This window comes from Telluria sp. AZSoR62 (assembly GCF_058111565.1).
The window spans coordinates 78614-104455 of sequence record NZ_JBYTST010000003.1 but is presented as its reverse complement, the minus strand read 5'-3'; the positions used below and the strand labels follow the sequence as shown (position 1 = coordinate 104455).

The 25842-nt window shown below is 66.3% G+C and carries 24 protein-coding genes; 21 read left to right on the top strand and 3 right to left on the bottom strand.

What is annotated here, in order from left to right; all coding sequences use genetic code 11:
* The first annotated feature begins 11 nt into the window (after positions 1-11).
* Entirely contained in the window at positions 12-686 is a 675-nt protein-coding gene (locus AC3XQU_RS06345) for a hypothetical protein (protein WP_489873297.1), read from the top strand.
* A gap of 48 nt (positions 687-734) precedes the next feature.
* Here AC3XQU_RS06345 and AC3XQU_RS06340 read toward each other — a convergent pair whose 3' ends face one another.
* The gene (locus AC3XQU_RS06340) at positions 735-1529 is read right to left on the bottom strand and encodes a PP2C family protein-serine/threonine phosphatase (RefSeq protein WP_489873296.1); all 795 of its coding nucleotides are present in this window, start codon (positions 1527-1529) and stop codon (positions 735-737) included.
* Between the two features lie 195 nt (positions 1530-1724).
* Here AC3XQU_RS06340 and AC3XQU_RS06335 point away from each other — a divergent pair, with 195 nt between their 5' ends.
* Both AC3XQU_RS06335 and yoaA read left to right on the top strand, forming a co-directional pair.
* Positions 1725-1925 (top strand): YdcH family protein, encoded by a 201-nt coding sequence (locus AC3XQU_RS06335; protein ID WP_171081506.1) that lies wholly within the window; start codon positions 1725-1727, stop codon positions 1923-1925.
* A 40-nt stretch (positions 1926-1965) separates the two neighbouring features.
* Positions 1966-4038 (top strand): DNA repair helicase YoaA, encoded by a 2073-nt coding sequence (gene yoaA, locus AC3XQU_RS06330; protein ID WP_489873295.1) that lies wholly within the window; start codon positions 1966-1968, stop codon positions 4036-4038.
* 130 nt (positions 4039-4168) lie between these two features.
* Here yoaA and AC3XQU_RS06325 read toward each other — a convergent pair whose 3' ends face one another.
* Positions 4169-5143, bottom strand: a complete 975-nt coding sequence (locus AC3XQU_RS06325; RefSeq protein ID WP_489873294.1) for an NADPH:quinone oxidoreductase family protein — start codon at positions 5141-5143, stop codon at positions 4169-4171.
* A 170-nt stretch (positions 5144-5313) separates the two neighbouring features.
* Between AC3XQU_RS06325 and AC3XQU_RS06320 the strand changes: the two genes are divergently transcribed.
* The 7 genes from AC3XQU_RS06320 to rlmD all read left to right on the top strand — a co-directional run bounded on the left by AC3XQU_RS06320 (position 5314) and on the right by rlmD (position 13526).
* The gene (locus tag AC3XQU_RS06320; protein ID WP_489873293.1) at positions 5314-5922 is read left to right on the top strand and encodes a toll/interleukin-1 receptor domain-containing protein; all 609 of its coding nucleotides are present in this window, start codon (positions 5314-5316) and stop codon (positions 5920-5922) included.
* A gap of 8 nt (positions 5923-5930) precedes the next feature.
* Positions 5931-7913: a tetratricopeptide repeat protein gene (locus AC3XQU_RS06315; RefSeq protein ID WP_489873292.1), complete on the top strand. Its 1983-nt coding sequence runs from the start codon at positions 5931-5933 to the stop codon at positions 7911-7913.
* A gap of 213 nt (positions 7914-8126) precedes the next feature.
* The gene (gene surE / locus AC3XQU_RS06310) at positions 8127-8858 is read left to right on the top strand and encodes a 5'/3'-nucleotidase SurE (protein WP_489873291.1); all 732 of its coding nucleotides are present in this window, start codon (positions 8127-8129) and stop codon (positions 8856-8858) included.
* Positions 8855-9751: a protein-L-isoaspartate(D-aspartate) O-methyltransferase gene (locus AC3XQU_RS06305; protein ID WP_489873290.1), complete on the top strand. Its 897-nt coding sequence runs from the start codon at positions 8855-8857 to the stop codon at positions 9749-9751. The genes surE and AC3XQU_RS06305 overlap by 4 nt, the downstream gene beginning before the upstream one ends.
* Before the next feature lie 153 nt (positions 9752-9904).
* Positions 9905-10834: a peptidoglycan DD-metalloendopeptidase family protein gene (locus AC3XQU_RS06300; RefSeq protein WP_489873289.1), complete on the top strand. Its 930-nt coding sequence runs from the start codon at positions 9905-9907 to the stop codon at positions 10832-10834.
* Between the two features lie 6 nt (positions 10835-10840).
* Entirely contained in the window at positions 10841-11857 is a 1017-nt protein-coding gene (gene rpoS, locus AC3XQU_RS06295) for an RNA polymerase sigma factor RpoS (protein ID WP_489873288.1), read from the top strand.
* Positions 11858-12137: 280 nt separating this feature from the next.
* Positions 12138-13526: a 23S rRNA (uracil(1939)-C(5))-methyltransferase RlmD gene (gene rlmD / locus AC3XQU_RS06290; RefSeq protein WP_489873287.1), complete on the top strand. Its 1389-nt coding sequence runs from the start codon at positions 12138-12140 to the stop codon at positions 13524-13526.
* 192 nt (positions 13527-13718) lie between these two features.
* Here rlmD and AC3XQU_RS06285 read toward each other — a convergent pair whose 3' ends face one another.
* The gene (locus AC3XQU_RS06285; protein WP_489873286.1) at positions 13719-14414 is read right to left on the bottom strand and encodes a Bax inhibitor-1/YccA family protein; all 696 of its coding nucleotides are present in this window, start codon (positions 14412-14414) and stop codon (positions 13719-13721) included.
* A gap of 231 nt (positions 14415-14645) precedes the next feature.
* Here AC3XQU_RS06285 and ndk point away from each other — a divergent pair, with 231 nt between their 5' ends.
* From ndk to hflX, 11 genes are all read left to right on the top strand, one after another.
* Entirely contained in the window at positions 14646-15059 is a 414-nt protein-coding gene (ndk, locus tag AC3XQU_RS06280) for a nucleoside-diphosphate kinase (protein ID WP_489873285.1), read from the top strand.
* Positions 15060-15159: 100 nt separating this feature from the next.
* Positions 15160-16329: a dual-specificity RNA methyltransferase RlmN gene (rlmN, locus tag AC3XQU_RS06275; protein ID WP_489873284.1), complete on the top strand. Its 1170-nt coding sequence runs from the start codon at positions 15160-15162 to the stop codon at positions 16327-16329.
* Positions 16329-17117, top strand: coding sequence for a type IV pilus biogenesis/stability protein PilW (gene pilW / locus AC3XQU_RS06270; protein WP_489873283.1), 789 nt, complete (start codon positions 16329-16331; stop codon positions 17115-17117). Before rlmN ends, pilW begins: the two co-directional genes overlap by 1 nt.
* A gap of 24 nt (positions 17118-17141) precedes the next feature.
* Entirely contained in the window at positions 17142-18146 is a 1005-nt protein-coding gene (locus tag AC3XQU_RS06265) for a helix-turn-helix domain-containing protein (RefSeq protein ID WP_489873282.1), read from the top strand.
* Positions 18147-18167: 21 nt separating this feature from the next.
* Positions 18168-19451 (top strand): flavodoxin-dependent (E)-4-hydroxy-3-methylbut-2-enyl-diphosphate synthase, encoded by a 1284-nt coding sequence (ispG, locus tag AC3XQU_RS06260; protein WP_489873281.1) that lies wholly within the window; start codon positions 18168-18170, stop codon positions 19449-19451.
* 9 nt (positions 19452-19460) lie between these two features.
* Positions 19461-20834 (top strand): histidine--tRNA ligase, encoded by a 1374-nt coding sequence (hisS, locus tag AC3XQU_RS06255; RefSeq protein WP_489873280.1) that lies wholly within the window; start codon positions 19461-19463, stop codon positions 20832-20834.
* 76 nt (positions 20835-20910) lie between these two features.
* Complete coding sequence (locus AC3XQU_RS06250; protein WP_489873279.1) at positions 20911-21594, top strand: YfgM family protein; 684 nt, start codon at positions 20911-20913, stop codon at positions 21592-21594.
* A gap of 86 nt (positions 21595-21680) precedes the next feature.
* Positions 21681-22862, top strand: coding sequence for an outer membrane protein assembly factor BamB (gene bamB / locus AC3XQU_RS06245; protein ID WP_489873278.1), 1182 nt, complete (start codon positions 21681-21683; stop codon positions 22860-22862).
* A gap of 9 nt (positions 22863-22871) precedes the next feature.
* Positions 22872-24215, top strand: a complete 1344-nt coding sequence (gene der, locus AC3XQU_RS06240; RefSeq protein ID WP_489873277.1) for a ribosome biogenesis GTPase Der — start codon at positions 22872-22874, stop codon at positions 24213-24215.
* A 141-nt stretch (positions 24216-24356) separates the two neighbouring features.
* On the top strand, positions 24357-24593 hold the full coding sequence (gene hfq / locus AC3XQU_RS06235) for an RNA chaperone Hfq (protein WP_106756584.1): 237 nt from the start codon (positions 24357-24359) through the stop codon (positions 24591-24593).
* Between the two features lie 32 nt (positions 24594-24625).
* Positions 24626-25840: a GTPase HflX gene (gene hflX, locus AC3XQU_RS06230; RefSeq protein WP_489873590.1), complete on the top strand. Its 1215-nt coding sequence runs from the start codon at positions 24626-24628 to the stop codon at positions 25838-25840.
* Positions 25841-25842 lie beyond the last annotated feature (2 nt).

Here is a 25842-nt window from a genome sequence, read left to right as displayed (position 1 = left end):
AAAGGATATCCATGACGAGTCATCCCCTCATGCACGCAGCCCTCGCCCTGCTCGCGGCAGCCGCGCTGGCCGGCTGTGCGACGACCGAGCCGGGCCCCTCGGTGGCCGCGGTCGAGCCAAGCACGTCGATCGCCCAGGCCGATGCGCGCCTTGCCGCAGTCGCGCGCGAACGCGCCTCGATCGAAGCGCGCTTTGCCGAGCGCGAAGCGGTCTGCTACGACAAATTCTTCGTGAATAACTGTCTCGACGAAGCCAAGGAGCGCCGCCGCGTGGCCCTGGTTGCCCAGCGCAATATCGAGATCGAGGCCGAGCGCTTCAAGCGCCGCCTGAAAGTGGAAGAGCGCGACCGCGAGATCGCCGCCGCCGACGCCGAGTTCAAGGCCGAAGAGGCCGCGCTGGCCGCGCAGCCGCCGACGCCGCCGCGCGATACCACGGCATTGCCGCCGCCGAAGCCGTCGCCGGCCGCCTCGCGCATTGCGCGCCGCAATGCCAAGGCCCAGGAAGCCGCGGCGCGAGCGCCGGAAGAGGCGGCGAAAGCGGCGGCCAATGCCGCGGCTTTTGAAGAGCGCAAGCGCAAATCCGAACAGCGCCAGCGCGATGTCGCGGCGCGCAAGGCCGAGCGCGAGGCCAAGGCTGCGGCCAAGCGGGCCAACGAGGCGGCGCCCGCCGCGCCAGCCGGGAAGTAAGCTTCACCAGCCTGCCGGCCGGCGCGCGGCAACCCGGGCCGGCTGCGCTTACACGAGCCGCTCGATGCGTGCGGCCGTCCCGTCCTGCGCCGCCTTGGCCAGCTTGACGATCCCCATCGTGCAGTTCCCGCCCTTGCCCTGGGAGCGTTCCGCTGCCTTGTCGATCAACATTTCCGCCGCCTGGCGGGGCGAGGCGCGGCCGATGGCGGCCGCCAGTTCCGCATCGGTAAAGAAATGCCACAGGCCGTCGGAGCACAGCAGGAAGCTGTCGCCCGGGGCCAGCCCGGCCTGGCTGCCGATGGCCACGTACGGCTCCTTGCGGCTGTTGCCGAGCATGTTGAGCAGGAGCTTGGACTTGCGGTGGTTCTTCGCCGCGTCTTCCGGCAGGCGGTCGCTGGCCATCAAATGCTGGACGTAGTCCGCATCGCTGGTGCGCGATACCGGTTTGCCGTCCCGGAAGTGGTACAGGCGCGAGTCGCCCACATGCCCCCACACCGCCTCGCCGTGCGGCGTCAGGACGAGGCCGACGAAGCTGGCGTGCGCCTCGACCTGGGAGGTCAGGGCGTTCATCTTGATGACGAGGTGGGTTTCGCTGACGATGTCGCGCAGCAGCTGGCCGATGCGTTCGATGGAAGCGTGGTCGCCGGGCTTGAATTCGTCGAAGACCTGGCGCGCCGTGTGCAGCACCTGCTCCGAGGCCGCGGCGCTGGCGACGCCGTCCGACAGCACCGCCAGCATGTAGCCGGGCGCACGGGCGCCGGTGAGCAGGGCGATGCGGTCGTTCTGCTGCGGACGGTTGCCGATGTGTTGCCCGGTTCCCGCTTCGATCTTGTATGGTGTCATAAACGTGTTGATTCCGTAGCGCCTGCGCCGATCTTTGTTGGCGGCAACCTCAGCGTAGATTAAACTATGCACCGAGAAGCCGTGGTGTTGCAAGCCGAACACACACCGGCCTGCTCCCGTGCCCGGCTACGCGCCCAGGCGCACCGTCCTTTTTCCCGCAAACGCTTTTGAACAGAACTGTTTGGAACAGCAATCATGACTGACGTCCAGGACCTCCAGCGCCGCATCATCGAACTCGACGTGGAACACCGCGACCTCGATGCCGTCATCTCGATGCTGACCGCGGACGGCCATGGCGACCAGCTCCAGCTGCGCCGTTTGAAAAAGCGTAAGCTGCAGCTCAAGGATCATATTACGCTGCTGAAGATGCAGCTGGTTCCCGACATTCCTGCCTGAACCCAATCGCCATAACAACGGCCACCGAGAAACACGCATTTTGACCGATCACCTTCCCGCATCTGTTCCGGCCACCGGGCCGGCAGGCACGGCGACCCCGTCCCCAGGCGGCGACGTCCTCCCCGCCAGCGCCCGTCCGCCCGGCAAGTACGACGACGAGCTCGACCGTTTATTCGGCGCGGGCGGCCCGCTCGCGCCCGCCGTCGGCACCTTCAAGCCGCGCCAGGCCCAGACCGAAATGGCCAAGGCCGTCGCGCAGGCCATGGCCGACCAGAAAGTCCTGATGGCCGAGGCCGGCACTGGCACCGGCAAAACCTTCGCCTACCTGGTCCCCGCGCTGCTGTGGGGCGGCAAGACCATCATCTCGACCGGTACCAAGAACCTGCAGGACCAGTTGTTTTTGCGCGACATCCCGACCATCCGCGCCGCCTTGCGTGCCCCGGTCTCGGTGGCCCTGCTCAAGGGCCGTTCGAACTATGTCTGCCACTTCCACCTGGAACGCACGCTTTCCAACGGCCGCCTGACCTCGCGCGACGACGTCGGCCACCTGCGCGAGATCTCGCGCTTCATCAAGATGACCAATTCGGGCGACAAGGCCGAACTGGCCAAGGTGCCGGAAACCGCGACCGTCTGGAACCTGGTGACGTCGACCCGCGACACCTGCATGGGCGCCGAGTGCCAGTACTACCAGGACTGCTTCGTGATGAAGGCGCGCCGCGAAGCCCAGCAGGCCGACGTGGTGGTGGTCAACCACCACCTGTTCTTTGCCGACGTGGCCCTGAAGGACACCGGCGTGGCCGAGCTGCTGCCGTCTGCCAACACCATCATCTTCGACGAGGCGCACCAGCTGCCCGACACCGCCACGCTGTTCTTCGGCACCTCGGTCTCGACCTCGCAAGTGCTGGAACTGTGCCGCGACGTGCTGGCCGAAGGCCTGGCGCATGCGCGCGGGCCGGACTGGGGCAAGGTCGTCACGGTCGTCGAAAAGGCCGCGCGCGACTTGCGCCTGACCTTCCCGGAAGGCTCGACGCGCCTGTCGCTGCCGCAGGTCCTGCCGTCGTCCGCTTTTTTCCCGGCGCTGGCGAAACTGAAGGAAGAACTGTCCGGCATGATCACCGTGCTGGAAGAACACGCCGCGCGCGCCGAGACCATCGAAGCCTGCCGCGTGCGCGCGCTGGAACTGGCCGCGTCCTACGAAGCCTGGAAAGCCGACCCCAAGAAGGGCAAGGTCGTCGAAGGCGACGAGGCGGTGCTGTGGGTCGAGGCCTTCTCGTCCTCGCTGCAGCTGCACAAGACGCCGCTGTCGATCGCGCCGATCTTCTCGAGCCAGCGCGAAGGCACGCCGCGCAGCTGGATCTTTACCTCGGCCACGCTGGCGGTGAAGAACGACTTCAAGCACTTCTCCGAGCAGATGGGCCTGACGGGCGAGCCGGCCATGACCTGGCCGAGCCCCTTCAACTACGGCGAGCAGGGCATCCTGTACGTGCCGACCGGGCTGCCGGAGCCGAACTCGATGCACTACACCGACGCCGTGGTCGATATCGCGCTGCCGGTCATCGAGGCCGCCGGCGGGCGCACTTTCTTCCTGTGCACGACCATTCGCGCGGTGAACAAGGTGGCCGAGCGCCTGCGCACGGAATTTGCCGAGCGCGGGCTGGACTTCCCGCTGTTCGTGCAGGGCGAGCGTGGCCGCACCGAACTGCTCGATTCCTTCCGCACCGCCGGCAACGCCGTGCTGGTGGGCAGCCAGAGCTTCTGGGAAGGCGTGGACGTGCGCGGCGAAGCCCTTTCCCTGGTGATCATCGACAAGCTGCCCTTCGCCCCGCCGGACGACCCGGTGCTGGCCGCGCGCATCGAGGTGATGGAAAAGCAGGGGATGAACGGCTTCATGCACCACCAGCTGCCGGAGGCGATCATCACGCTCAAGCAGGGAGCGGGGCGCCTGATCCGCGACGTGGACGACCGCGGGGTCCTGATGATCTGCGACCCGCGCCTGATCACCAAGCCGTATGGGCGGCGGATCTGGCAGAGTTTGCCGCCGTTCAAGCGTACGCGGGTGCAGTCGGAAGTGATCGAGTTCTTCAAGCCAGTCGAACAGCGCGCGGACACCTGACCCGTAGCGTGGGCAAGTTCCTTGCCCACGCGTTCAACGTACCCATCAAAGTCACGGGGCGACCCACGCATACGTGATGTGAACGCGTGGGCAGAATCTGCCCACCCCACGGAGCGCGGCTGTGCTGCCTTCAGGGGGTAATGACGATCTTCCCCACGACTTTGCGCGCCGCCATATCGTTCAAGGCCTGCGCCGTATCGGCCAACGCGTACTTGCCCGATACCAGCGGCTTCAACTTCCCCTCTGCCATCCACCCCAGCATCTGGCGCATCGCCGCCAGGTTCGCCTGCGGCTCGCGCCGCACGAAATCCCCCCAGAACACGCCCACCACCGACGCGCCCTTGAGCAGCATCAGGTTCCACGGCAGCTTCGGGATGTCGCCCGCCGCAAAGCCCACCACCAGGTGCCGCCCGCGCCAGGCAATCGAGCGCAGCGCCGGCTCGCTGTAGGGTCCACCGACCGGATCGTAGATCACATCCGGCCCGCGCCCGCCGGTCGCCGCCTTGAGCGCCTCGCGCAGGTCTTCCTGCTCGTAGTTGATCACGACGTCCGCCCCATGCGCGCGGCAGATCGCCAGTTTCTCGTCGCTGGACGCCGCCGCGATCACGCGCGCGCCCAGCGCCTTGCCGATCTCGATCGCCGCCAGCCCGACGCCGCCGGCCGCGCCCAGCACCAGCATGGTTTCGCCGGCCTGCAGGGCGCCACGGTCCACTACCGCATGGTGCGAGGTGCCGTAGGTCAGCGTAATGGCAGCCGCGGTGTCGAAGTCCATCCCCGGGGGCATCGGCATGAGCGCTTCCACCGGCGCGATGGCCTGCTCGGCAAACGCCCCGGTGCGGGTAAAGCCGATCACCGGCTGGCCGGGCGCAAAGGCGGTCACGCCCGGGCCGACGGCGCGCACGTTGCCGGCGAATTCATTGCCCGGCGTGAAGGGCAGCGCCGGGCGCACCTGGTACTTGCCCTGCACGGTCAGCACGTCCGGGAAGTTCACGCCGGCCGCCTTCACGTCGACCACGACCTCGCCCGCGCCGGGCACGAGGTCCGGCAGGTCCTCGACCACCAGGCTGTCGATCGGGCCCCAATCCTTGCATCGCACGGCTTTCATTGCTTCTCCCTTAAATCGGTATCCATTAATCGGCGGAATTATGCCTGAAGACCTGCTGCCCTCAATACCGCCGAGGCCGCCGGCACGCTTGTGCGCACGCAAAGCAGCCGGGGTCGGCAGCGCTAGAGTCGAGCGGTACGCCTCTGGCAAATTGGAATGGGGAGCAGGAAATGGCTATCCGTTACGGGTGTTTCTTCAGCTACGCACACGGCAGGCATGAGCTGATGAAACGGTTCAAGACCGCCCTGGCCGACGCGCTGCGCTGCTATCTCGAACCTTACTTCGACAACGAAGACGAACTGTTTATCGACACCGAGCAGCTCGGGGGCGGCGATGACCTCGACCGCAAGATCGCGCGCGCAATGTGCGAGAGCGTCTGCATGATCCTGATCTACACGCCCAAGTACGAGGCCCATGCCTATACGCGGCGCGAATACGCCGCCATGCGCCAGCTCGAGGCCGAGCGCGCGAACTGGTACACCTTGCCCAGCCACCTGATCATCCCCGTGATCATGACGCGCCATCCGGAGTCCTTGCCACCGCAGATTACCGAGAGCAGCTTCTACGTGGACTTTTCTCACTTCACGATGGCGACGGCCGACATCAAATCCAACCCGGACTTCTTGCCGGACATTGACAAGATGGTCAAGCGCATCGCGACGCATTACCAATGTCAAAAAAAGCATATGCCACCCAACCATGACTGCAACCAATTCGTCCTTCCCGATGTCCCACCGGAGTGGCGCGCGCTGCCCGACCTGACCTTCCCGAAAAAATGAGGAGCCGCATGGACAAGAACGAGAACAGGACACCGCTTCCCGCGCTGGATCGTCCCGGCGCGGTCACCACCTTCTATGCCTACGAAGGCGGTCCGGCCCGCAATGCGCTGTTGGCCGCCGCGGCGCTGCAGCTGGCGGGCGACCCGGCCCATGCGCCGGTGCTGGTGATCGACTGGGACCTCGATGCGCCTTCGCTGCACGCCTGGCTGGCACACGACGGCGACGGCGCCTGCATCGAGGAGGGCGCGCAACCCGCGCCCGGCCTGGTCGATTATTTCGGCGCCCTGCGCGACGGGCTGCGGCGCCAGCGCCTGGCCATTGGCGATTGCGGCGAAGCGCTGGCCGAGGCGGTGCTCGATGCGGTGGACTGGCGCGCCTACCTCGAGCGCGCCGACGGCCGCCGCCCGCTCTACCTGATGCGCGCCGGGCGCTTCGACGAGGGCTACGCCGACCGCGCCGGGCGCCTCGACTGGGATGGCTTGTTCGATGCCTGTCCGGCGCTGTTTCGCCGATTCGCCGCGCGCATGCGGCGCCATTTCGGCCACGTGCTCATTGCCAGCCGCGCCGGGCGCTCGTCCTGCGTCAGCGTCTGCACCACCTTGCTGCCCGACCGCATCGTCGGCCTGTTCACGCCCGCACCCGGCAGCCTCGACGGCCTCGAGGGCGTGGTCAAGCGCGCCATCGACTACCGCTGCACCCACGAAGACGAACAGCGTCCCCTGCTGGTCTATCCGGTGGCCTGCAGCGCCGACGGCGCGCGCAGCGATCCCGGCCAGCGCTGGCGGCGCGGCGACCCGGGCGCCGGCCTGGCCGGCTACCAGCCGCGCCTCGAGTCGCTCCTGCGCGGCGCCTACGGCATGACGCGCCTGCGCCTGGACAGCTGGTTCGATGAAGTGCAGCTGCCCCTGAGCGACGCGGTGGCCATCGCCCCGATGGGCGCCGAGCACCGCGCGCTGGCGCGCCCGGCCGCCTGCCTGCTGGCCTGGTTCGCGCAGGGGCACTTTCCCTGGCAGTCGCTGGCCGAAGTGCGGCTGCGCATGGCGGTCGCGCGCAGCCGTCTCGATGCGGCAGGCGTTTCGCTGGCGGTGCCGCTGGCCGACCAGCTGGCGCGCCTGGGCGCGCTGTGCCGCGACGAAGGGCGCAGCAGCGAAGCCGGCGAGCTGCTTGCCGAAAGCCTGGCGCTGCGCCGCGCCGCGCTGGGCGAGGATCACCCGCAGTCGCGCGCGGGCCTGCGCGCGCTGGCGGGGCTGCACCACGCGGCCGGGCGCCTGGCCGAGGCACGCCGCGACTACGAATTGCTGGCCCAGGGCTGCGCGCGCAGCGCCGGCGCCGAGCATCCCGATACCCTGGGCGCGCGTTCGCGCCTGGCTAGCGTGCTGGGCGAACTGGGGGAGGGCGAGCGCGCCCTGGCCCTGCACGAGCAGGTGGTGGCCACCTGCGAGCGCCTGTGGGGCGACCTGCATGTCGCCACCCTCGACAGCCTGGAAGACCTGGCCACGACCCTCACCGGCCAGCACGAGTTCGACCGCGCGCGCATCCTGTGCGAACGGGTGCTGGACGGCCGCCGCCGCCTGCAGGGCAGCGAGCACGACGACACCCTGCGCTGCAGCCAGCACCTGGCCCAGCTGCTCGGCGAGATGGGCGACCTCGGCAATGCGCGCCGGCTGCTGGAGGCCGTGCTGCGCGCGCGCGAGCGCCATGACGGCGCCGACGCCACGCCGACGCTGCAGGCGCGCGAGGCGCTGGCCGAGATCCTTGCCGCCCAGGGCGATTTGGCGGCGGTGCGCCGGATCCAGGAGTCCTTGGCCTGGACGCGCGAGCGCCACCTCGGCGCCAGCCATCCCGACACCCTCAGCATCCAGCTGCGCCTGGCCTCCACCCTGGGCCAGCAGGGAGAAGAAGAAGCGGCGAGCCGGCTGCGCGGCCGGGTAGCCGAGCTGCGCCAGCGCCTGGAAGAAGCGGGCGGGGCGGGCGGCTTCGGCCGGCGCTGAGCGGCCGCGGCGATGCGCACGGGGCTGGCGGCCACCCTTGCCGTGCGCCGTCGCCGGGTGTGGCACATCTACGACGGCGGGTCTTGCCTGTTCACCCATGCTGCGAGACGATGCCCGGGAGCGGCTCCGGCGCGGCGCTAAAAATCGCCGCTGGGCAACAAAAATAGCCCTGGAGACGAACGACAAGGCCGTTGCTTCAGGTAAAATCCCCGCATGCGAATCCTTATCAGTAACGATGACGGCTACCTGGCGCCCGGCCTCAGCGCGCTGGCCGACGCTTTGTCCGCCATTGCGGAAATCGTCGTGTTCGCGCCCGACAGCAACCGCTCGGGCGCGTCCAATTCGTTGTCGCTCGACCGTCCGCTGTCGGTCCAGCGCGCTGCCAATGGTTTTCATTTCGTCAACGGCACGCCCACCGACTGCGTCCACATCGCGCTGACGATGATGGAAGCGCCGCCCGACCTGGTGGTCTCCGGTATCAATAATGGCCAGAACATGGGCGACGACACCCTGTATTCCGGCACCGTCGCCGCCGCCACCGAGGCCTATCTGTACGGCATTCCGGCGATCGCTTTTTCGCAGGTGAATCCAGGCTGGGCCCACATCGATGCGGCGGCGCGGGTAGCGCGCGAGGTCGTCGAGCGCCGCTTCGACAAGCTGGACTTGCCCTTCCTGTTCAACGTGAACATCCCGAACCTGCCATACGAGCAGATCGGGCCGCTCACGCCCGCGCGCCTCGGGCGCCGCCACCAGGCCGAGCCGGTGATCCGCTCGCAGGACCCGCGCGGGCGCGAGATCTTCTGGATCGGCGCGCCGGGCGCCTGCCGCGATGCGGGCGAGGGCACCGATTTCCACGCCACCGCGCAAGGCTGCGTCTCGATCACGCCGCTGCAGGTGGACCTGACCCACAAGACCCAGCTCGAACTGCTGCGGGGGATCGTATGAGCGAAGACCGCACGAAAGAGCGGCGCAGCACCTTCCCGCTGCCCTTGTCCTCGGTCACCGGGGGCGACCGCCGCAATCCCGGAACGCCGCGCGCCCCGGCGCCGGTCGCCACGCCCCAGACCGCGACCCGCAATGCGGCCCGCACCGCCTTCACCGGCGGCGCCGCGCTGCAGCCGCAGGCGCCGAGTCCTTCGCCGCGTCCCCCCGGTTACGCCGCCTCGCACACGCCGAGCGCGCCGAGCGTGCAGCGCTCCGACCTGATGGCCTCGGAAGCGGTGCGCCGCGCCATGGTCGGGCGCGTCGCGCGCCAGGGCGTCAAGGATGGCCACGTGCTGGCCGCCATGGAAGCGGTGCCGCGCCACCTGTTCATCGAGCCGGCCATGTCGGCCCAGGCCTATGTCGACGCTTCGCTGCCGATCGGGCACCAGCAGACGATTTCGCAGCCCTATATCGTGGCGCGCATGATCGAAGTGATGCGTGCGGGTGGCCAGTTGGGCAAGGTGCTCGAGATCGGCACCGGCTGCGGCTACCAGGCTGCGGTGCTGTCGTTTGTCGCGCGCGAGGTGTATTCGATCGAGCGCATCAAGCCCCTGCACGAGCTCGCCAAAACCAACCTGCGGCCCCTGCGGATTTCGAACCTTCGTTTGCAATACGGCGATGGTATGCTAGGCTTGCCGCAGGTTGCGCCGTTCGACGGCATCATCCTCGCAGCTGCGGGCCTCGAAGTACCGCAAGCCCTGCTCGAACAGCTGGCCATTGGCGCGCACCTTGTCGCGCCGGTCGGCGCCCAGGTCCAGCACCTGCAACGCATTACCCGCATCGGCAAAAGCGAATGGGCCAGCGAAACGCTGGAATCGTGCCATTTCGTGCCGCTGCGCCCGGGTACCGTCTAGTACGGTCCGGTTTGACGCCGCCGCCAGGCCGGCCGGCGCTGCCCACCGCAGCGCCGGCTGGCCTGGCGCAGCCCATGCACGGCCGGGTCCGCGAATACGGCCCGTTCGCCTGAAGCGGCGCCACAGAACATAAAACGAAAAGCCAGAAAGACAATGAACCAAGCACCTCGAAAGACCCAGGCAACCCGCTTAGCCCTGCTCACCCTGACCTTCGGCCTGCTGGCCGGCTGTACTTCCATGACCCGCCAGGCCCCGGTGGTCGAGCGCACCACGCCGCCGGCCCAGTCGCGCCCGGCTCCCGTGCGTGCCGAAGAACCGAAAGACGAAAAAGGCATGCATACCGTGCGCCGCGGCGACACGCTGCTGCGCATCGCGCTGGACAATGGCCAGAACTACCGCGACCTGGTCGCCTGGAACAACCTGCGCGACCCGGACGACATCAAGGTCGGCCAGGTGCTGCGCGTGGCCCCGCCCGAGCGCGGCGAACGCACCGCCAACATCCAGACCCAGCCGGTACCGACCCCTCCGGCCGCCACCCCGCCGCGCAAGACCACGCCGCGCGCCGACAAGCAGCCCTACAACGACGCCAATGTCGCCAGCGCCCAGAAGGAACCGGGCACCCGCGCCGAGCCGGCCCCGGCTCCCGCCGTGACCCCGCCTGCGCCGGCAGCCCCGGCGATCGCCGCCGGCAGCACCGTCACCGCCAACGACGACGAGAAGCTGAGCTGGATGTGGCCGTCGGACGGCCGCATCGTCGCCACCTTCGACGAGGGCCGCAACAAGGGCATCGACATCGCAGGCAAGGCCGGCCAGCAAGTGGTCGCCGCCGGCGCCGGGAAGGTGATGTACGCTGGTAGTGGTATCCGCGGATATGGTAATCTCGTTATCGTCAAGCACAGCAACAGCCTGCTGTCGGCATACGCACACAACCGCAAGATCGTCGTCAAGGAAGGCGACAACGTGGCCAAGGGCCAGTTGATCGCGGAAATGGGCGATTCGGACGCCGACTCGGTCAAGTTGCATTTCGAGATCCGCCAACAGGGCAAGCCGGTCGACCCGTCGAGGTTCCTGCCCGGCCGATAGGATGGTATGACGCAGCCGCCGCACTCGCTGGACCCGCAGGATACGGACGAGTTTCCGGACTCGCCGGACGGCGAGGGGGCGCTTGCGGCCGATGGCGCGGACGGCGACGAGGCGGAGGGTCCGGGCATCCCGCCCGCGGGCGAAGCCGACACCGTCGACGAGCTGCGCAAGGTCCTGCAGGCCGAACTGGCCACCGACACCACCCAGCACTACCTGAACCAGATCGGCACCCGCCCGCTGCTGTCGGCCTGCGAGGAGTCGCGCGTGGCCACCCTGGCCAAGGCCGGCGACTTCGCGGCGCGCCAGAAGATGATCGAGCATAACCTGCGCCTGGTCGTCTCGATCGCCAAGCACTACATCAACCGCGGCGTCGTGCTGCTCGACCTGATCGAAGAAGGCAACATCGGCCTGATGCGTGCGATCGACAAGTTCGAGCCCGAGCGCGGTTTCCGTTTTTCGACCTACGCCACCTGGTGGATCCGCCAGAGCATCGAGCGCGCCATCATGAACCAGGCCCGCACCGTGCGCCTCCCGGTACACATGGTGCGCGAGCTCAACGGGGTCCTGCGCGCCAAATACCATCTCGAAGCACAAAAGCACGACGGCAAGGACGCTGCCGTCGAAGACATCGCCAGCCTGGTCGGCCGGCCGGTGGAAGAGGTGCAGGACATCCTGGCCCTGTCCGAACACGCCGCCTCGCTCGACGCCCCGCTAGACAACGATCCCCAGTCCAGCCTGATGGACATGCTTCCCGACGAGGGCGAAGCCATGCCCGACGTACTGGCCGAACACCACGAAATGACCGTGCTGGTGCGCGACTGGCTGGCGCGCCTGCCGGACAAGCAGCGCCAGGTCGTCACCCGCCGTTTCGGGCTGGACAACGACGACCCTGCCACGTTGGAAACGCTGGCCGAGGAAATGGGCGTAACGCGCGAGCGGGTGCGCCAGATCCAGCAGGAGGCGCTGGTCAAGCTCAAGCGGGCGATGGCGGCGCGTGGGGTGGTGCGCGATTCGCTGCTGTAGCGCCTGCGCCGGTGCGACGGTCTTCACGGTAGCGGTGAATAAACTTACGTAGCTGCGCAGCCGGCAATCCAAAACAAGGTCGTCCCGGCGCAGGCCGGGACCCAAGTTCACGCATCGCACCACGACCGCAACCGCCGCAGATCGCCCCGGGCTGTAGCGCCCACCCCGTTTCCTTGCTATCATGCCCGCCGGGCCGCTTCAGCCCATTTTTTGTTTCTAACGTCCCCCACGCAGGCACCTGCCCGCTGGCCGTCCTGCCGCCCATTCTTTTTCTCTCGCCATGCAAGAAATTTTTATCGACATCAAATCCCTGGATGCGGACGCGCGCGGCGTCGGCCACCTCGAGAACGAAGACGGCTCGCCGGGCAAGGTGGTGTTTGTCGAAGGCGCGCTGCCGGGCGAGCGCGTCAGCTATGAGACGCTGAAAAAGAAGAAGAACTGGGAAGCGGGCCGCATGCTCACGCTGCAGCGCGCCTCGTCGATGCGGGTCGAGCCCAAGTGCATCCACTTTGGCGTCTGCGGCGGCTGCTCGATGCAGCACCTGGAGCCGTCGGCCCAGGTCGCGATGAAGCAGCGCGTGCTGGAGGACAACCTCTGGCATATCGGCAAAGTAAAGTCCGAGATGATCATGCGCCCGATGTACGGCCCGACCTGGGACTACCGCTACCGCGCGCGTCTGTCGCTGCGCCACGTGCCGAAGAAGGGCGGCGTGCTGGTCGGCTTCCACGAGCGCAATTCGGCCCTGGTGGCCGACATCGTCACCTGCGAGATCCTGCCGGACCACGTCGCACGCCTACTGGTGCCGCTGCGCGAGCTGGTGGGCAGCATGTCGCTGTTCCGCGACGTGCCGCAGATCGAAGTGGCCATCGGCGAGGAGAGCACGGTGCTGGTCATGCGCATCATGGCGCCGCTTACCGCCGCCGACGAAGTGCTGGTGAAAGCCTTTGCCGACAAGTGGGAAATCGAGTGGTGGCTGCAGCCCAAGGGCCCGGACACCGCCTACCCGTTCTACCCGGCAGCCAAGGAGCTGTACTACACGCTGCCCGAATTCGGCATCCGCATGCCCTTCAAGCCGACCGATTTCACCCAGGTGAACCACCAGATCAACCGCGTGCTGGTGTCGAAAGCGCTGCGCCTGCTGGACGTGCAGCCGACCGACCGCGTGGCCGACCTGTTCTGCGGCCTGGGCAACTTCACCCTGCCGCTGGCGACCCGGGCGCGCGAAGTCGTGGGCATCGAGGGCAGCACGGCGCTCACCACGCGCGCGCTGGACAATGCGCAGGCCAACGGCATGGCGCACAAGACCTCGTTCTCGACCCGCAACCTGTTCGAGGTGACCAAGGACGACCTGGTCGCGCTCGGCCGTTTCGACCGCATGCTGGTCGACCCGCCGCGCGACGGCGCCATGGCCCTGGCCGAAGCCCTGGCCGCGCTGCGCACCACCCACGAGGACCTGATGCCGCAACGCATCGTCTACGTCTCCTGCAGCCCCTCGACCCTGGCGCGCGACGCCGGCATCCTGGTGCACGGGGCAGGGTATGTGCTCAAGAAGGCAGGGGTGTGCAATATGTTCCCGCATACCTCGCACGTGGAATCGATCGCGGTGTTCGAGCTGGGAGCAAAGCCGGTTGCGCCGGTGGTGCCGGCGGATGCGGGCGTGTCGATTTGATAGATGGCATTGGCGCCCGCCGGACTGCAAACCCGGGGTCAGGTCTGACATTCAGACACGGGCTCAACTGACGTGCTGCTGGGCTCGTGTCCGAATGTCAGACCTGACCCCGAAGTTGCGAAGCTAGTTGCTCCCGTAAGCCGAAAAAAAAGCCGACCCTTTGGTCGGCTTTTTCATTGCAGCTGAAACCGCTTAGTCGCGGTCGCCGCCGGCAATGCCCAGCAGGTGAAGCAGGCTGGTGAAGATGTTGTACACGTCCAGGTAGATCGCCAGCGTGGCCGAGATGTAGTTGGTCTCGCCGCCGTTGATGATGCGCTGCACGTCGAACAGGATGAAGGCCGAGAAGATGCCGATGGCCAGCACCGAGATCACGATCGACAGGATCGACATCTGCAGGAAGACGTTGGCGATGACGGCCAGGAACAGCACGATCACGCCGGCCATCAGCCAGCTGCCCATGCCCGAGAAATCGCGCTTGGTGGTGGTGGCGATGCTGGCCATCACCGCGAACACGCAGGCGGTGCCGCCGAATGCGGTCATGATCAGGGTGCCGCCATTGGAATAGCCCAGCGTGTGGCGCAGCAGCGGCGTGAGCATCAGGCCCATGAAGAAGGTGAAGCCGAGCAGGAAGGCCACGCCCAGCGCCGAATGCTTGGTCTTTTCGATCGCGAACATGAAGCCGAACGCGATGGCCAGGAACAGGATCAGGCCGAAACCGCCGCTGAGCATCGGCAGTTCCATCGACACGCCGATGAAGGCGCCGAGGACGGTCGGGATCATCGACAGGGCCAGCAGCCAGTAGGTGTTGCGCAGGACATTGTTGCGGGTGACTCCGCGCCCAGCCTTGGTCAGGTCGATCGTGCTACGTGGTTGTGAGTTAGGGAACATGGTGCCTCCGGTGAGTGGATGAGCGTCACTGCCAACATACAAGGTGAAACTTAAGCGGACATGAAAACAGGACGGTTTTACCCCATGACTCTACCACTTTGCTTGCCAATGGCGCAATATCGGCTAGTCGAGGGATGTATGGTAAAATTGAAGGTTGATTGAGCCCCAGTTTTGTTCGCGGCGTTCTCAAGAATTTCTCAATTTTAACCTTTCTTTTTACTGGAGTTTTACATGGCAATCGAACGCACCCTGTCGATCATCAAACCTGATGCAGTTGCAAAAAACGTCATCGGCCAAATCTACACCCGCTTCGAACAGGCTGGCCTGAAGATTGTTGCTGCCCGCATGACCCAGCTGTCGCGCGAGCAGGCTGAAGGCTTCTACGCTGCCCACAAGGAGCGCGGCTTCTTCAAGGACCTGGTCGACTTCATGGTCTCGGGTCCAGTCATGGTCCAGGCCCTGGAAGGCGAGAACGCCGTCCTGAAGCACCGCGACCTGATGGGCGCGACCGATCCGAAGAAAGCAGAAAAAGGCACCATCCGCGCCGATTTCGCCGATTCGATCGATGCCAACGCCGTGCACGGTTCGGACGCTGTCGAAGCCGCACAAGTTGAAATCGCTTACTTCTTCCCAGAACTGAAGTAATCGCTTCACGGTTTCAAGGACCGCTCGCCCGATGCCAAGGGCCTGGCGAGCGGTGCTGTTTTAGCACTACCGCAACACTTTTTAGTAATACAGGACAATCATGACGACTCTCACCAACCTGCTGGACTTCGATCCCGCGCAACTCGTCGCTTATTGCGGCGAGCTGGGTGAGAAGCCGTTCCGCGCCAAGCAGCTGCAGCGCTGGATCCACCAGTTCGGCGCCGCCAACTTCGACGACATGACCGACCTGGCCAAGTCGCTGCGCGAAAAACTCAAGACCCGCGCCACCGTCGCGGCGCCGAAGGCCATCAGCGACCACACGTCCACCGACGGTACCCGCAAGTGGGTGATCGACGTGGGCAATGGCAATGCCGTGGAAACCGTGTTCATCCCGGAAGAAAACCGCGGCACGCTGTGCATCTCGACGCAGGCCGGCTGCGCCGTCAACTGCCGCTTCTGCTCGACGGGCAAGCAGGGCTTCAACCGCAACCTGACGGTGGCCGAGATCATCGGGCAGCTGTGGATGGCCGAGTTCGAGCTGCGCAAGACCAAGGGCATCGAGCCCGGCCCGAAGGGCGAGCGCCAGATTACCAACGTGGTGATGATGGGCATGGGCGAGCCGCTGCTGAACTATGAGCCGACCGCCACCGCGCTCAAGATGATGCTGGACGATAACGCCTACGGCCTGTCGCGCCGCCGCGTGACCCTGTCGACGTCGGGCGTGGTGCCGAACATCGACAAGCTGGCGCAAGACGTGCCGGTGGCGCTGGCCGTGTCGCTGCACGCGTCCAACGACGCCCTGCGCGACGTGTTGGTGCCGCTGAACAAGAAATACCCGCTGCGCGAGCTGATGGCCGCGTGCAAGCGCTACTTGGAATTTGCTCCGCGCGATTTCATCACCTTCGAATACTGCATGCTCGACAACTACAACGATAGCGACGAGCATGCGCGCGAGCTGATCGCCCTGGTCACCGATCCGGTGGTGGGCCTGAACTGCAAGTTCAACCTGATACCGTTCAACCCCTTCCCGGAGTCCGGCCTGTTCCGCTCGAAGAACCCGCGCATCAAGGCGTTTGCCCAGATCCTGATGGATGCCGGCATCGTCACCACGGTGCGCAAGACGCGCGGCGACGACATCGACGCCGCCTGCGGCCAGCTGGCCGGCGAAGTGCAGGACCGCACCCGCGTGGCCGAGCGCATGGAAAAGATGGCCGAGTACCAGAAGAAGTTCGGCGCCGACTTCGGGCGCATCGTGGAGATCCCTTCCTGATGCTGCGCCTCGGCCGCGTTGCCATCCTCCTCGTCTCCTGCCTGCTGGCCGCGTGCGCCAGCACGGGCAGCGGGGAGCTGAAAACCGCGTCCGACCAGACCGCGGCGGAAAAGCGCGCCTCGATCCGCGTGCAGCTGGCCGTCGGCTACTACCAGGACGGCAAGTACGAAATCGCGCTCGACGAAGTCAAGCAGGCGATCGCCGCCGAGCCGGGCAATGCCCAAGCCTACGGCCTGCGCGCCCTGATCTACACCGCCATGGGCCAGCTGCCGCTGGCCGACGAGAATTACCAGCAGGCGCTGCGCCTCGAGCCGGGCAACCCGGAGCTGTCCAACAACTACGGCTCCTTCCTGTGCAATTCGCTCGGCAAGCCGGCCCAGGCCATGCCGTATTTCGATGCCGCGCTGCGCAACCGCGCCTACCAGACGCCGGTGAGCGCGCTGGTCAATGCCGGCATGTGCAGCATCCGCAACAAGAACGGCGAAGCCGCCGAGCGCTACCTGCTCGAGGCCCTGCGCTACAACCCCGACCTGCAGGCCACGAATGCGGGCCTGGCGCGGATTTATTACGAGCGGCGCGATTACACCCGCGCCGGTTTTTTCATTAACCGCCTGGTCGAGACGTCCAAGCTCGACACGCTGTCGGCCGATGCGCTCTGGCTTGCGATGCGCGTACAGCGCAAGCTGGGCGACCGCAGCCGCGAGGCCAGCCTGGCCGCGCAGTTGCGGCGGCGCTTCCCGGGTTCGCCCGAGTACCTGGCCTTCGAGCGCGGCGCGTTTGATGAGTGACACTAGCAGAGTGAGACGAGGACAATGAACGAGCATGCAGACCAGCCCGCGACCCCGGGCAACGACGCCGGACTCCCTGGCAAGACACTGCAGTCCCAGCGCGAAGCGATGGGCTGGAGCATCGAGCAGGTGGCCGACCAGCTGAAGCTGGCGCCGCGCCAGGTCATGGCGCTGGAAGCGGGCGATTACGCATCGCTGCCGAGCCCGGCCGTGACGCGCGGCTTCGTGCGCGCCTATGCCAAGCTGCTGAAGATCGACGCCGCCCCGCTGGTGGCCAGGATCGAAATGAACATGCCGCCGGAAGCGCAAGCCGGCGCCAGCGCCTCGATCCCGCGCCGCGAGCAGCGTCCGGCCGCGTTCTCGCAAAGCCGCTTCCCGATCGGCGGCAAGCGCTCGCGCGCGCCGGTCGGCCTGATCGCCGGCGCCATCGCCGTGCTCGCCGCCGGCGCCGCGCTCTGGCATTTCGGCCTGATCCCGGGCAGCCGCCAGGAAGCCGACACCGGCGCCGTGCTCGAGACCCCGGTCGTCGCGGCCCCGGGCGCGGCAGCGCCAAGCGGCCCGGATCCGCTCTTGAACCCGTCGGTGCCGCTCATCTCGGTGCCGGCGCCGGGTTTGGAAAACACCGCTCCGGCTACCGCGCCGGGTACCGCACCCGCGACCACGCCTGCAGCACCGGCGGCCACGCCGGAGGCGACGCCGGCCACCGCCCCTGGTCCTGCCCCGGCCGTCACGCCGCCTGGCGCTGCGCCTGCGACCCCGGTCGCCGCAACGCCGGCCGCAGCGGCCGGCGCCAACGCGCTGGTCTTCAACGTGCGCGAAGACGCCTGGATCGAGGTGCGTCCGGCCAAGGGCGGCAAGCCGCTGATCTCGCGCCTGGTCAAGGCCGGCTCGACCGAAACCATCGACGTGGCCGAGCCGGTCAAGCTGGTGGTCGGTAATCCGTCGGCTGTGTCGGCCACCTGGCGCGGCGCGGCCGTCGCGCTGCCCCAGGTGCCGGGCAAGACCGTCTCCCGCGTCGCCCTGAACTAAAGCCCGAGCATGGAACAGAACATGATGTTGAATGCACCCTGCCTGGGCGAGCCGATTCCTTCGGGCCCGCAAGCGCGCCTGGTGCGCCGCAAGGTCGCCGTCTCGCACGGCCAGCGCACCGTCTGGGTCGGCGGCGACGCGCCGGTGGTGGTGCAGTCGATGACCAATACCGATACCGCCGATGCGATCGGCACCGCGATCCAGGTGAAGGAGCTGGCGCGCGCCGGTTCCGAAATCGTGCGCATCACGGTGGACACGCCGGCGGCCGCCGCCGCCGTGCCGGCCATCCGCGAGCAGCTCGACCGCATGGAAATCGACACGCCGCTGGTGGGCGACTTCCACTACAACGGCCACCTGCTGCTGCGCGACTATCCCGAATGCGCGCAGGCGCTGTCGAAATACCGCATCAACCCGGGCAACGTGGGGCAGGGCGCCAAGCGCGACACCCAGTTCGCCCAGATGATCGAGATCGCCGCCCGCTACAACAAGCCGGTGCGCATCGGCGTGAACTGGGGCAGCCTGGACCAGTCCCTGCTGGCGCGCATCATGGACGAAAACGCCGCGCGCGCCACGCCATGGACCGCGCAGGCCGTGATGTACGAAGCCTTGATCACGTCCGCCATCGAAAACGCCATGCGCGCCGAAGAAGTGGGCCTGGCGCGCGACAAGATCATCCTGTCGTGCAAGGTCTCGGGCGTGCAGGACCTGATTGCGGTCTACCGCGAACTGGCGCGCCGCTGCGACTACCCGCTGCACCTGGGCCTGACCGAGGCCGGCATGGGCAGCAAGGGCATCGTCGCCTCGACCGCGGCCCTGTCGGTGCTGCTGCAAGAGGGCATCGGCGACACCATCCGCATTTCGCTCACGCCCGAGCCGGGCGGCGACCGCACGAAGGAAGTCGTGGTCGGCCAGGAAATCCTGCAGACCATGGGCCTGCGCAAGTTCACCCCGATGGTGATCGCCTGCCCGGGCTGCGGGCGCACCACCTCGACCGTGTTCCAGGAACTGGCCGACAACATCCAGACCTTCCTGCGCGACTCGATGCCGGAATGGAAGAAGACCCATCCAGGCGTGGAAGCGATGAACGTGGCCGTGATGGGCTGCATCGTCAACGGCCCGGGCGAATCGAAGCACGCCAACATCGGCATCAGCCTGCCGGGTACCGGCGAATCGCCGGCCGCGCCGGTCTTCGTCGATGGCCAGAAATTCGCCACCCTGCGCGGCGAGCGCATCGTGGACGAGTTCAAGACCATCGTGACGAACTACGTCGACAAGCACTACAGCCGCCAGGCCATCACAGAATAAAAGCAGACCATGTCCAAACCAGAAAAAATCCTTGCCGTCAAAGGCATGAACGACATCCTTCCGCAGGATGCCCCGATGTGGGAGCTGTTCGAGAACACCGCCGAGACGATCCTGAAGAGCTACGGCTACCAGAAGATCGTCACCCCGATCGTCGAGGACACCTCGCTGTTTGCGCGCGCCATCGGCGCCGTCACCGACATCGTCGAGAAGGAGATGTATTCCTTTACCGATTCGATGAACGGCGACCAGTTGACCCTGCGCCCGGAGGGCACGGCCAGCGTCGTGCGCGCGGTGCTCGAACATAACCTGGTCTACGACGGCCCCAAGCGCCTGTGGTACAAGGGCCCGATGTTCCGTCACGAGCGTCCGCAGCGCGGCCGCTACCGCCAGTTCTTCCAGTTCGGCGCCGAGGCCGTCGGTTTCTCGGGCCCGGACATCGACGCGGAACTGATCATGCTGTGCCGCCGCCTGTGGGACGACCTGGGCCTGCAGAACGTGCGCCTGGAACTGAACTCGATCGGCAATGCCGACGAGCGCCAGCGCCACCGCGCCGACCTGATCGCGTACTTCGAGCAGAACGAAACGATCCTGGACGCCGAAGCCAAGCGCCGCCTGCACAGCAACCCGCTGCGCATCCTGGACACGAAGAACCCGGCCATGCAGGAGATGGTCAACGGCGCGCCCAAGCTGCTGGACTACCTGGGCCAGGAGTCGCTGGCCCACCTCAACGGCCTGAAGAAGATCCTCGACCGCAACGCGGTGCAGTACACCATCAACCCGCGCCTGGTGCGCGGCCTGGACTACTACAACCGCACCGTGTTCGAATGGGTCACCGACGAGCTGGGCGCGCAGGGCACGATCTGCGCCGGTGGCCGCTACGACCCGCTGATCGAGCAGTTCGGCGGCAAGACCACCCCGGCGGTGGGCTTTGCGATGGGCATCGAGCGCATCATCGAGCTGATGAAGGGCCTGGGCGAGACGCAAGCGCCGAGCCAGTGCGACGTCTACATGGTCCACCAGGGCGAGCCGGCGCAGGAGCAGGCCTTCATCCTGGCCGAGCGCCTCCGCGATGCCGGCCTGGATGTTGTGTTACATTGCGCGACACCGGCGGGCGCGGGCAGCTTCAAGAGCCAGATGAAGAAGGCCGACGGCAGCGGCGCGGCCTTTGCCGTGATCATCGGCGACGACGAGATGGCGAGCGAAAAAGCGGCCGTCAAGGCGCTGCGCGGCGGGTTTGGCAACGACAGTGGCGAGCAGCAGCAAGCGAGCGTGGCCTTCCTGGAAGTGGTCGACTACGTGGTCGACCAGATCGTCGGCGGCGGTGGCGAACACGACTGCGTCGACGAGAACTGCAACGAGCACGGGCATCACCACCGGCCGTGAACCCAGGCGCCGGCAAGGCGCCGACCGAGAATACCTTCCATCACAACCGAGTAACAATTAAGAGCTAGAGCAGACAATGGCATACGATCTCGAAGAACAGGAACAGATAGCGACTTTCAAGGCCTTCTGGTCGCGTTTCGGCAATATCATCACCTGGGTGCTGATTGCCGCACTCGGTTCCTTCGCCGCGTTTAACTTCTGGAATTCGCACAAGCGCACCCAGGCCGTCGAAGCCTCGGCCCTGTACGACGAGCTGCAGACCGCGGTCACCGCAAGCGACAATGCCAAGGCCCAGCGCATCGCCGCCGACATGCAGAAGAAATACGAAGGCACGGCCTATGCGCAGATGGCTGCGCTGGGCGCGGCCAAGACCGCTTTCGAGGCGAACGACCTGAAGGCCGCGCGCACCCAGCTGCAATGGGTGGCCGAGCACGGCAACGACGAGTACAAGTCGATCGCCAAGCTGCGCCTGGCCGGCGTACTGCTGGACGAGAAGTCCTACGATGCTGCCTTGAAACTGCTGAACGAATCGTTCCCGCCGCAATTCACGGCCGCTATCGCCGACCGCAAGGGCGACGTGCTGGTGGCGCAGAACAAGCTGGCTGAAGCGCGCCAGGCCTATATCGCCGCGCTGGCCGCGATGCCGAAGGAAAACCCGGGCCGCCAGCTGGTGACGGTCAAGCTCGAAGCGATCGGCGGCACGGCGCCGGCCGACGCGAAAGACACGAAAGACGCGAACGCAGCCGCAGCTGCCGCGTAATTCGCCCCAGATTCACAGGCCCGCGCTAGCCTCCAGGACAGCGCGGGCTTTGCGTCCTCTACAGTCCGAAAACAAGGTAAAAGAATATGCGTATTAGCAGCAAACTTGTCGGTGTTGGCGTACTGGCCCTGATGGCCGGCTGCTCGAGCATGAGCCCTAGCAGCGCGATCAATAAACTCAGCGCACTCAATCCGTTCGCATCGAAAAGCAAGGCCGACCAGCCGGCGGCGCTCGTCGAGCTCAAGGGCACGATGGCCGTGCGCACCGCATGGAAGCTCGACATCGGCAAGGCCGGCAGCTACCAGTTCTCGCCTGCACTGGCCGGCAATACCGTGGTCGTGGCCGGCGGCAATGGCGACATCGCGCGCGTGGAAGCGGCCAGCGGCCGCCAGATCTGGCGCACCAAGGCCGGCACCGAGCTCTCGGCCGGCGTGGGCACCGACGGCAACCTGATCGTGGTCGGCGGCACCAAGGGCGTGCTGCTGGCCTTCGACATGGATGGCAAGCCGCTGTGGAAGTCGCAGCTGTCGAGCGAGCTGCTGTCGGCGCCGGTGGTGGGGCAGGGCGTGGTCGTCGCACGCAGCCTGGACAACCGGATCGTCGGCTTCGACGCCAGGACCGGCGAAAAGAAATGGACCGTGCAGCGCGTGTCGCCGCCGCTGACCCTGCGCAACGCGCCGGGCATGGTGGTGGCAGGCAACGACGTCATCATCGCCCAGCCGGGCGGTAAATTGTCCTCGTTCATCCTGGCGACCGGCGCACCGCGCTGGGACGTCGAAGTGGGCGTGGCGCGCGGCACCACCGAACTCGAGCGCGTGACCGATATCGGCGGCGCCCCGGTGCTGTTCGAGAACGACGTCTGCGCCGTGTCCTACCAGGGCCGGGTCGGCTGCTTCGACCTGACCACCGGTTCGGCGCGCTGGACCCGCGACCTGTCGTCGGAAGCCGGCGTGGCGGTGGACCAGCGCTTCGTCTTCGCCGCCGACGACAAGGGCGCATTGCACGCCTTCAGCCGGGATGCCGGGGCATCAAGCTGGAAGAACGACAAGCTGGCCTTCCGCCGCCTGTCCACGCCGCTCTCCTACGGCCGCGCGGTCGCGGTCGGCGACTACCAGGGCATCGTGCACTTCCTGTCGCGCGAGGATGGCTCGTTCCTGGCGCGCGCCGCAACCGACGGCAGCCCGATGGTGGGCACCCCCGTGGTGGCCGGATCGCACCTGATTTTTCAAACACAAAATGGAACTGTGACCGCTATCGCGGTCGAATAGAATAACTACATGAAGCCGGTAATCGCACTCGTAGGTCGCCCGAATGTCGGGAAGTCGACCCTGTTCAACCGCCTGACGCGTTCGCGGGACGCGCTGGTGGCCGATCTCCCCGGCCTGACCCGCGACCGCCACTATGGCGAAGGCCGGATCGGTGAACGTCCCTTCCTGGTCATCGACACGGGCGGCTTCGAGCCGGTCGCAAAAGAAGGCATCATGTTCGAAATGGCGCTGCAGACGCGCCAGGCCGTGGCCGAAGCCGACGTCGTCGTCTTCATCGTCGACGGCCGCCAGGGCATGACCCCGCACGACAAGACCATCACGGATTACCTGCGCAAGACGGGCCGCAAGGTCATGCTTGTGGTGAATAAATCCGAGGGCATGAAGTACACCTCCGTCACCGCCGACTTCTACGAGCTCGGCATGGGCGACCCGTATGTCATTTCCGCCGCTCACGGCGACGGCGTGACCGACCTCGTCAACGAGGCGCTCGACTTCGCCTTCGCCAGCCGCCCGGATGCCGAGCAGCAGGGCGAGCACGTCGACCATGGCGTCAAGATCGCCATCGTCGGCCGCCCGAACGTCGGCAAGTCCACCCTGATCAACACCCTGGTCGGCGAGCAGCGCGTGATCGCCTTCGACATGCCGGGCACCACCCGCGACTCGATCGAAGTGCCGTTCGAGCGCGAAGGCAAGCAATACACCCTGATCGACACCGCCGGCATCCGCCGCCGCGGCAAGGTGTTCGAAGCCATCGAGAAATTCTCGGTGGTCAAGACCATGCAGTCGATCTCGGACGCCAACGTGGTCGTGCTGCTGCTCGACGCCCAGCAAGATATCTCGGAGCAAGACGCGCACATTGCCGGCTTCATCCTGGAGTCGGGCAGGGCGCTGGTGGTGGCCGTCAACAAGTGGGACGGCCTGCAGTCGGACAACCGCGACGAAGTCAAGATCGACCTCGACCGCAAGCTCGACTTCCTCTCGTTTGCCAAGACCCACTTTATTTCGGCATTGAAGGGCACGGGCATTTCGCAGCTGATGAAGTCGGTGGATTCCGCCTACGCCGCCGCGACCGCCAACCTGTCGACCCCGCGCCTCACGCGCGCGCTGCAGGAAGCCATCGAAAAGCAGGAGCCCAAGCGCAAGGGTTCCACCCGTCCGAAGATGCGCTACGCCCACCAGGGCGGCCAGAACCCGCCGATCATCGTCATCCACGGCAACGCGCTCGAGGCCGTCAGCGAGCCCTACAAGCGCTACCTGGAACGCCATTTCCGCGACACATTCAACCTGGTCGGCACCCCGGTGCGCATCGAGCTCAAGACCGGCAAGAACCCATTCGCCCGGGAACAGAAATAGCCGTAGCAGTACGACAAAAAGTGGCAAAACAGGTTACAGTAAGCTTAGGGCCACCATTCGCGAGAGCAGAATCGGGCCCAGGCACTTGAAAACCGGCAAATCGCCTCAAACTTTTAACTACAACAACATTACGGAGCTGTTATGAGCAACAAAGGGCAACTGTTACAAGACCCATTCCTGAACGCATTGCGCAAGGAGCATGTCCCCGTCTCCATCTACCTCGTCAACGGCATCAAGCTCCAGGGCCATATCGAGTCTTTCGACCAGTACGTCGTCCTGCTTCGTAACACCGTGACCCAGATGGTCTACAAGCACGCCATTTCCACCGTCGTCCCGGCCCGCGCCGTCAACCTCAACCTCGACCCAGAAGCCGAGTAAGGCCGATGGCTGAAGCCCCCGGCATTCCCAGCATGCGCGCAGCGCTGGTCGGCGTCGACTTCGGCGCTGGCGACTTCAACGCCAGCCTCGAAGAACTGTCGCTCCTCGCGCGTTCGGCTGGCGCCGACCCGATCACCACGATCACGGCCAAGCGCAGCGCTCCCGATGCCGCCCACTTCGTCGGCAGCGGCAAGGCCGACGAAATCAAGATGGCCTGCAAGGTCGACGGCATCGAGCTGGTCATTTTCAACCACGCATTGTCGCCTGCCCAGCAGCGCAACCTCGAGCGCCGGCTGGAAGTCGGCGTGGTCGACCGCACCAGCCTGATCCTCGACATCTTCGCCCAGCGCGCCAAGAGCCACGAAGGTAAACTCCAGGTCGAACTGGCCCAGTTGCAGCATCTGGCCACGCGCCTGATCCGCGGCTGGACCCACCTGGAACGGCAAAAGGGCGGTATCGGCCTGCGTGGTCCGGGTGAAACCCAGCTCGAGACCGACCGCCGCCTGATCGGCGAACGCGTCAAGCAGCTGCGTACCCGTTTGACGAAGCTGCGCAAGCAGCACGAGACCCAGCGCCGCGCGCGCGGACGCAACCAGACCTTCTCGGTGTCGCTGGTCGGCTATACCAACGCCGGCAAGTCGACCCTGTTCAATACGCTGACCAAGGCCGGCGTGTATGTTGCGAACCAGCTGTTCGCCACCCTGGACACCACCAGCCGCCGCCTGTACCTGGGCGAGGAAGCCGGCAGTGTCGTCATTTCCGATACCGTCGGTTTCGTGCGCGAGCTGCCGCACCAGCTGGTCGCGGCCTTCCGCGCCACGCTCGAGGAAACCATCCACGCCGACCTGCTGCTGCATGTGGTCGACGGCAATTCGCCGGTGCGCATGGAACAGATCGAGCAGGTCAACGAGGTCTTGCGCGAGATCGGCGCCGACCACATCCCGCAAATCCTGGTCTGGAACAAGATCGATGCGGCCGGGCTCGAGCCTGGGGTCGAGCGTGATGAGTATGATAAGATCAGCCGCGTTTTCATCAGCGCCCACAGCGGCGCCGGCCTGGACCTGCTGCGCGACGCGATCGTCGAGTCGGCCAAGGCGGCGCCCGGCGGCAAGCATGCACAAGAAGCGCAGTTCGACCCCGACGACGAAGCGCAGGACGGCTTCGACGACGAGGAACCTTCGGTGGATGGTTCTCTCGAGGGTTCTGCCGATAATATGACAACCACCAACCATGTCGGGCCACACTAGCC

What these genes read in the sequence shown, in the direction of transcription:
- AC3XQU_RS06345 (WP_489873297.1), top strand. Translation starts at nt 12, where the DNA reads ATGACGAGTCATCCCCTCATGCACGCAGCCCTCGCCCTGCTCGCGGCA.
- AC3XQU_RS06340 (WP_489873296.1), bottom strand. Translation starts at nt 1,529, where the DNA reads ATGACACCATACAAGATCGAAGCGGGAACCGGGCAACACATCGGCAAC.
- AC3XQU_RS06335 (WP_171081506.1), top strand. Translation starts at nt 1,725, where the DNA reads ATGACTGACGTCCAGGACCTCCAGCGCCGCATCATCGAACTCGACGTG.
- AC3XQU_RS06325 (WP_489873294.1), bottom strand. Translation starts at nt 5,143, where the DNA reads ATGAAAGCCGTGCGATGCAAGGATTGGGGCCCGATCGACAGCCTGGTG.
- AC3XQU_RS06320 (WP_489873293.1), top strand. Translation starts at nt 5,314, where the DNA reads ATGGCTATCCGTTACGGGTGTTTCTTCAGCTACGCACACGGCAGGCAT.
- AC3XQU_RS06315 (WP_489873292.1), top strand. Translation starts at nt 5,931, where the DNA reads ATGGACAAGAACGAGAACAGGACACCGCTTCCCGCGCTGGATCGTCCC.
- surE (WP_489873291.1), top strand. Translation starts at nt 8,127, where the DNA reads ATGCGAATCCTTATCAGTAACGATGACGGCTACCTGGCGCCCGGCCTC.
- AC3XQU_RS06305 (WP_489873290.1), top strand. Translation starts at nt 8,855, where the DNA reads ATGAGCGAAGACCGCACGAAAGAGCGGCGCAGCACCTTCCCGCTGCCC.
- AC3XQU_RS06300 (WP_489873289.1), top strand. Translation starts at nt 9,905, where the DNA reads ATGAACCAAGCACCTCGAAAGACCCAGGCAACCCGCTTAGCCCTGCTC.
- rpoS (WP_489873288.1), top strand. Translation starts at nt 10,841, where the DNA reads ATGACGCAGCCGCCGCACTCGCTGGACCCGCAGGATACGGACGAGTTT.
- rlmD (WP_489873287.1), top strand. Translation starts at nt 12,138, where the DNA reads ATGCAAGAAATTTTTATCGACATCAAATCCCTGGATGCGGACGCGCGC.
- AC3XQU_RS06285 (WP_489873286.1), bottom strand. Translation starts at nt 14,414, where the DNA reads ATGTTCCCTAACTCACAACCACGTAGCACGATCGACCTGACCAAGGCT.
- ndk (WP_489873285.1), top strand. Translation starts at nt 14,646, where the DNA reads ATGGCAATCGAACGCACCCTGTCGATCATCAAACCTGATGCAGTTGCA.
- rlmN (WP_489873284.1), top strand. Translation starts at nt 15,160, where the DNA reads ATGACGACTCTCACCAACCTGCTGGACTTCGATCCCGCGCAACTCGTC.
- pilW (WP_489873283.1), top strand. Translation starts at nt 16,329, where the DNA reads ATGCTGCGCCTCGGCCGCGTTGCCATCCTCCTCGTCTCCTGCCTGCTG.
- AC3XQU_RS06265 (WP_489873282.1), top strand. Translation starts at nt 17,142, where the DNA reads ATGAACGAGCATGCAGACCAGCCCGCGACCCCGGGCAACGACGCCGGA.
- ispG (WP_489873281.1), top strand. Translation starts at nt 18,168, where the DNA reads ATGATGTTGAATGCACCCTGCCTGGGCGAGCCGATTCCTTCGGGCCCG.
- hisS (WP_489873280.1), top strand. Translation starts at nt 19,461, where the DNA reads ATGTCCAAACCAGAAAAAATCCTTGCCGTCAAAGGCATGAACGACATC.
- AC3XQU_RS06250 (WP_489873279.1), top strand. Translation starts at nt 20,911, where the DNA reads ATGGCATACGATCTCGAAGAACAGGAACAGATAGCGACTTTCAAGGCC.
- bamB (WP_489873278.1), top strand. Translation starts at nt 21,681, where the DNA reads ATGCGTATTAGCAGCAAACTTGTCGGTGTTGGCGTACTGGCCCTGATG.
- der (WP_489873277.1), top strand. Translation starts at nt 22,872, where the DNA reads ATGAAGCCGGTAATCGCACTCGTAGGTCGCCCGAATGTCGGGAAGTCG.
- hfq (WP_106756584.1), top strand. Translation starts at nt 24,357, where the DNA reads ATGAGCAACAAAGGGCAACTGTTACAAGACCCATTCCTGAACGCATTG.
- hflX (WP_489873590.1), top strand. Translation starts at nt 24,626, where the DNA reads ATGCGCGCAGCGCTGGTCGGCGTCGACTTCGGCGCTGGCGACTTCAAC.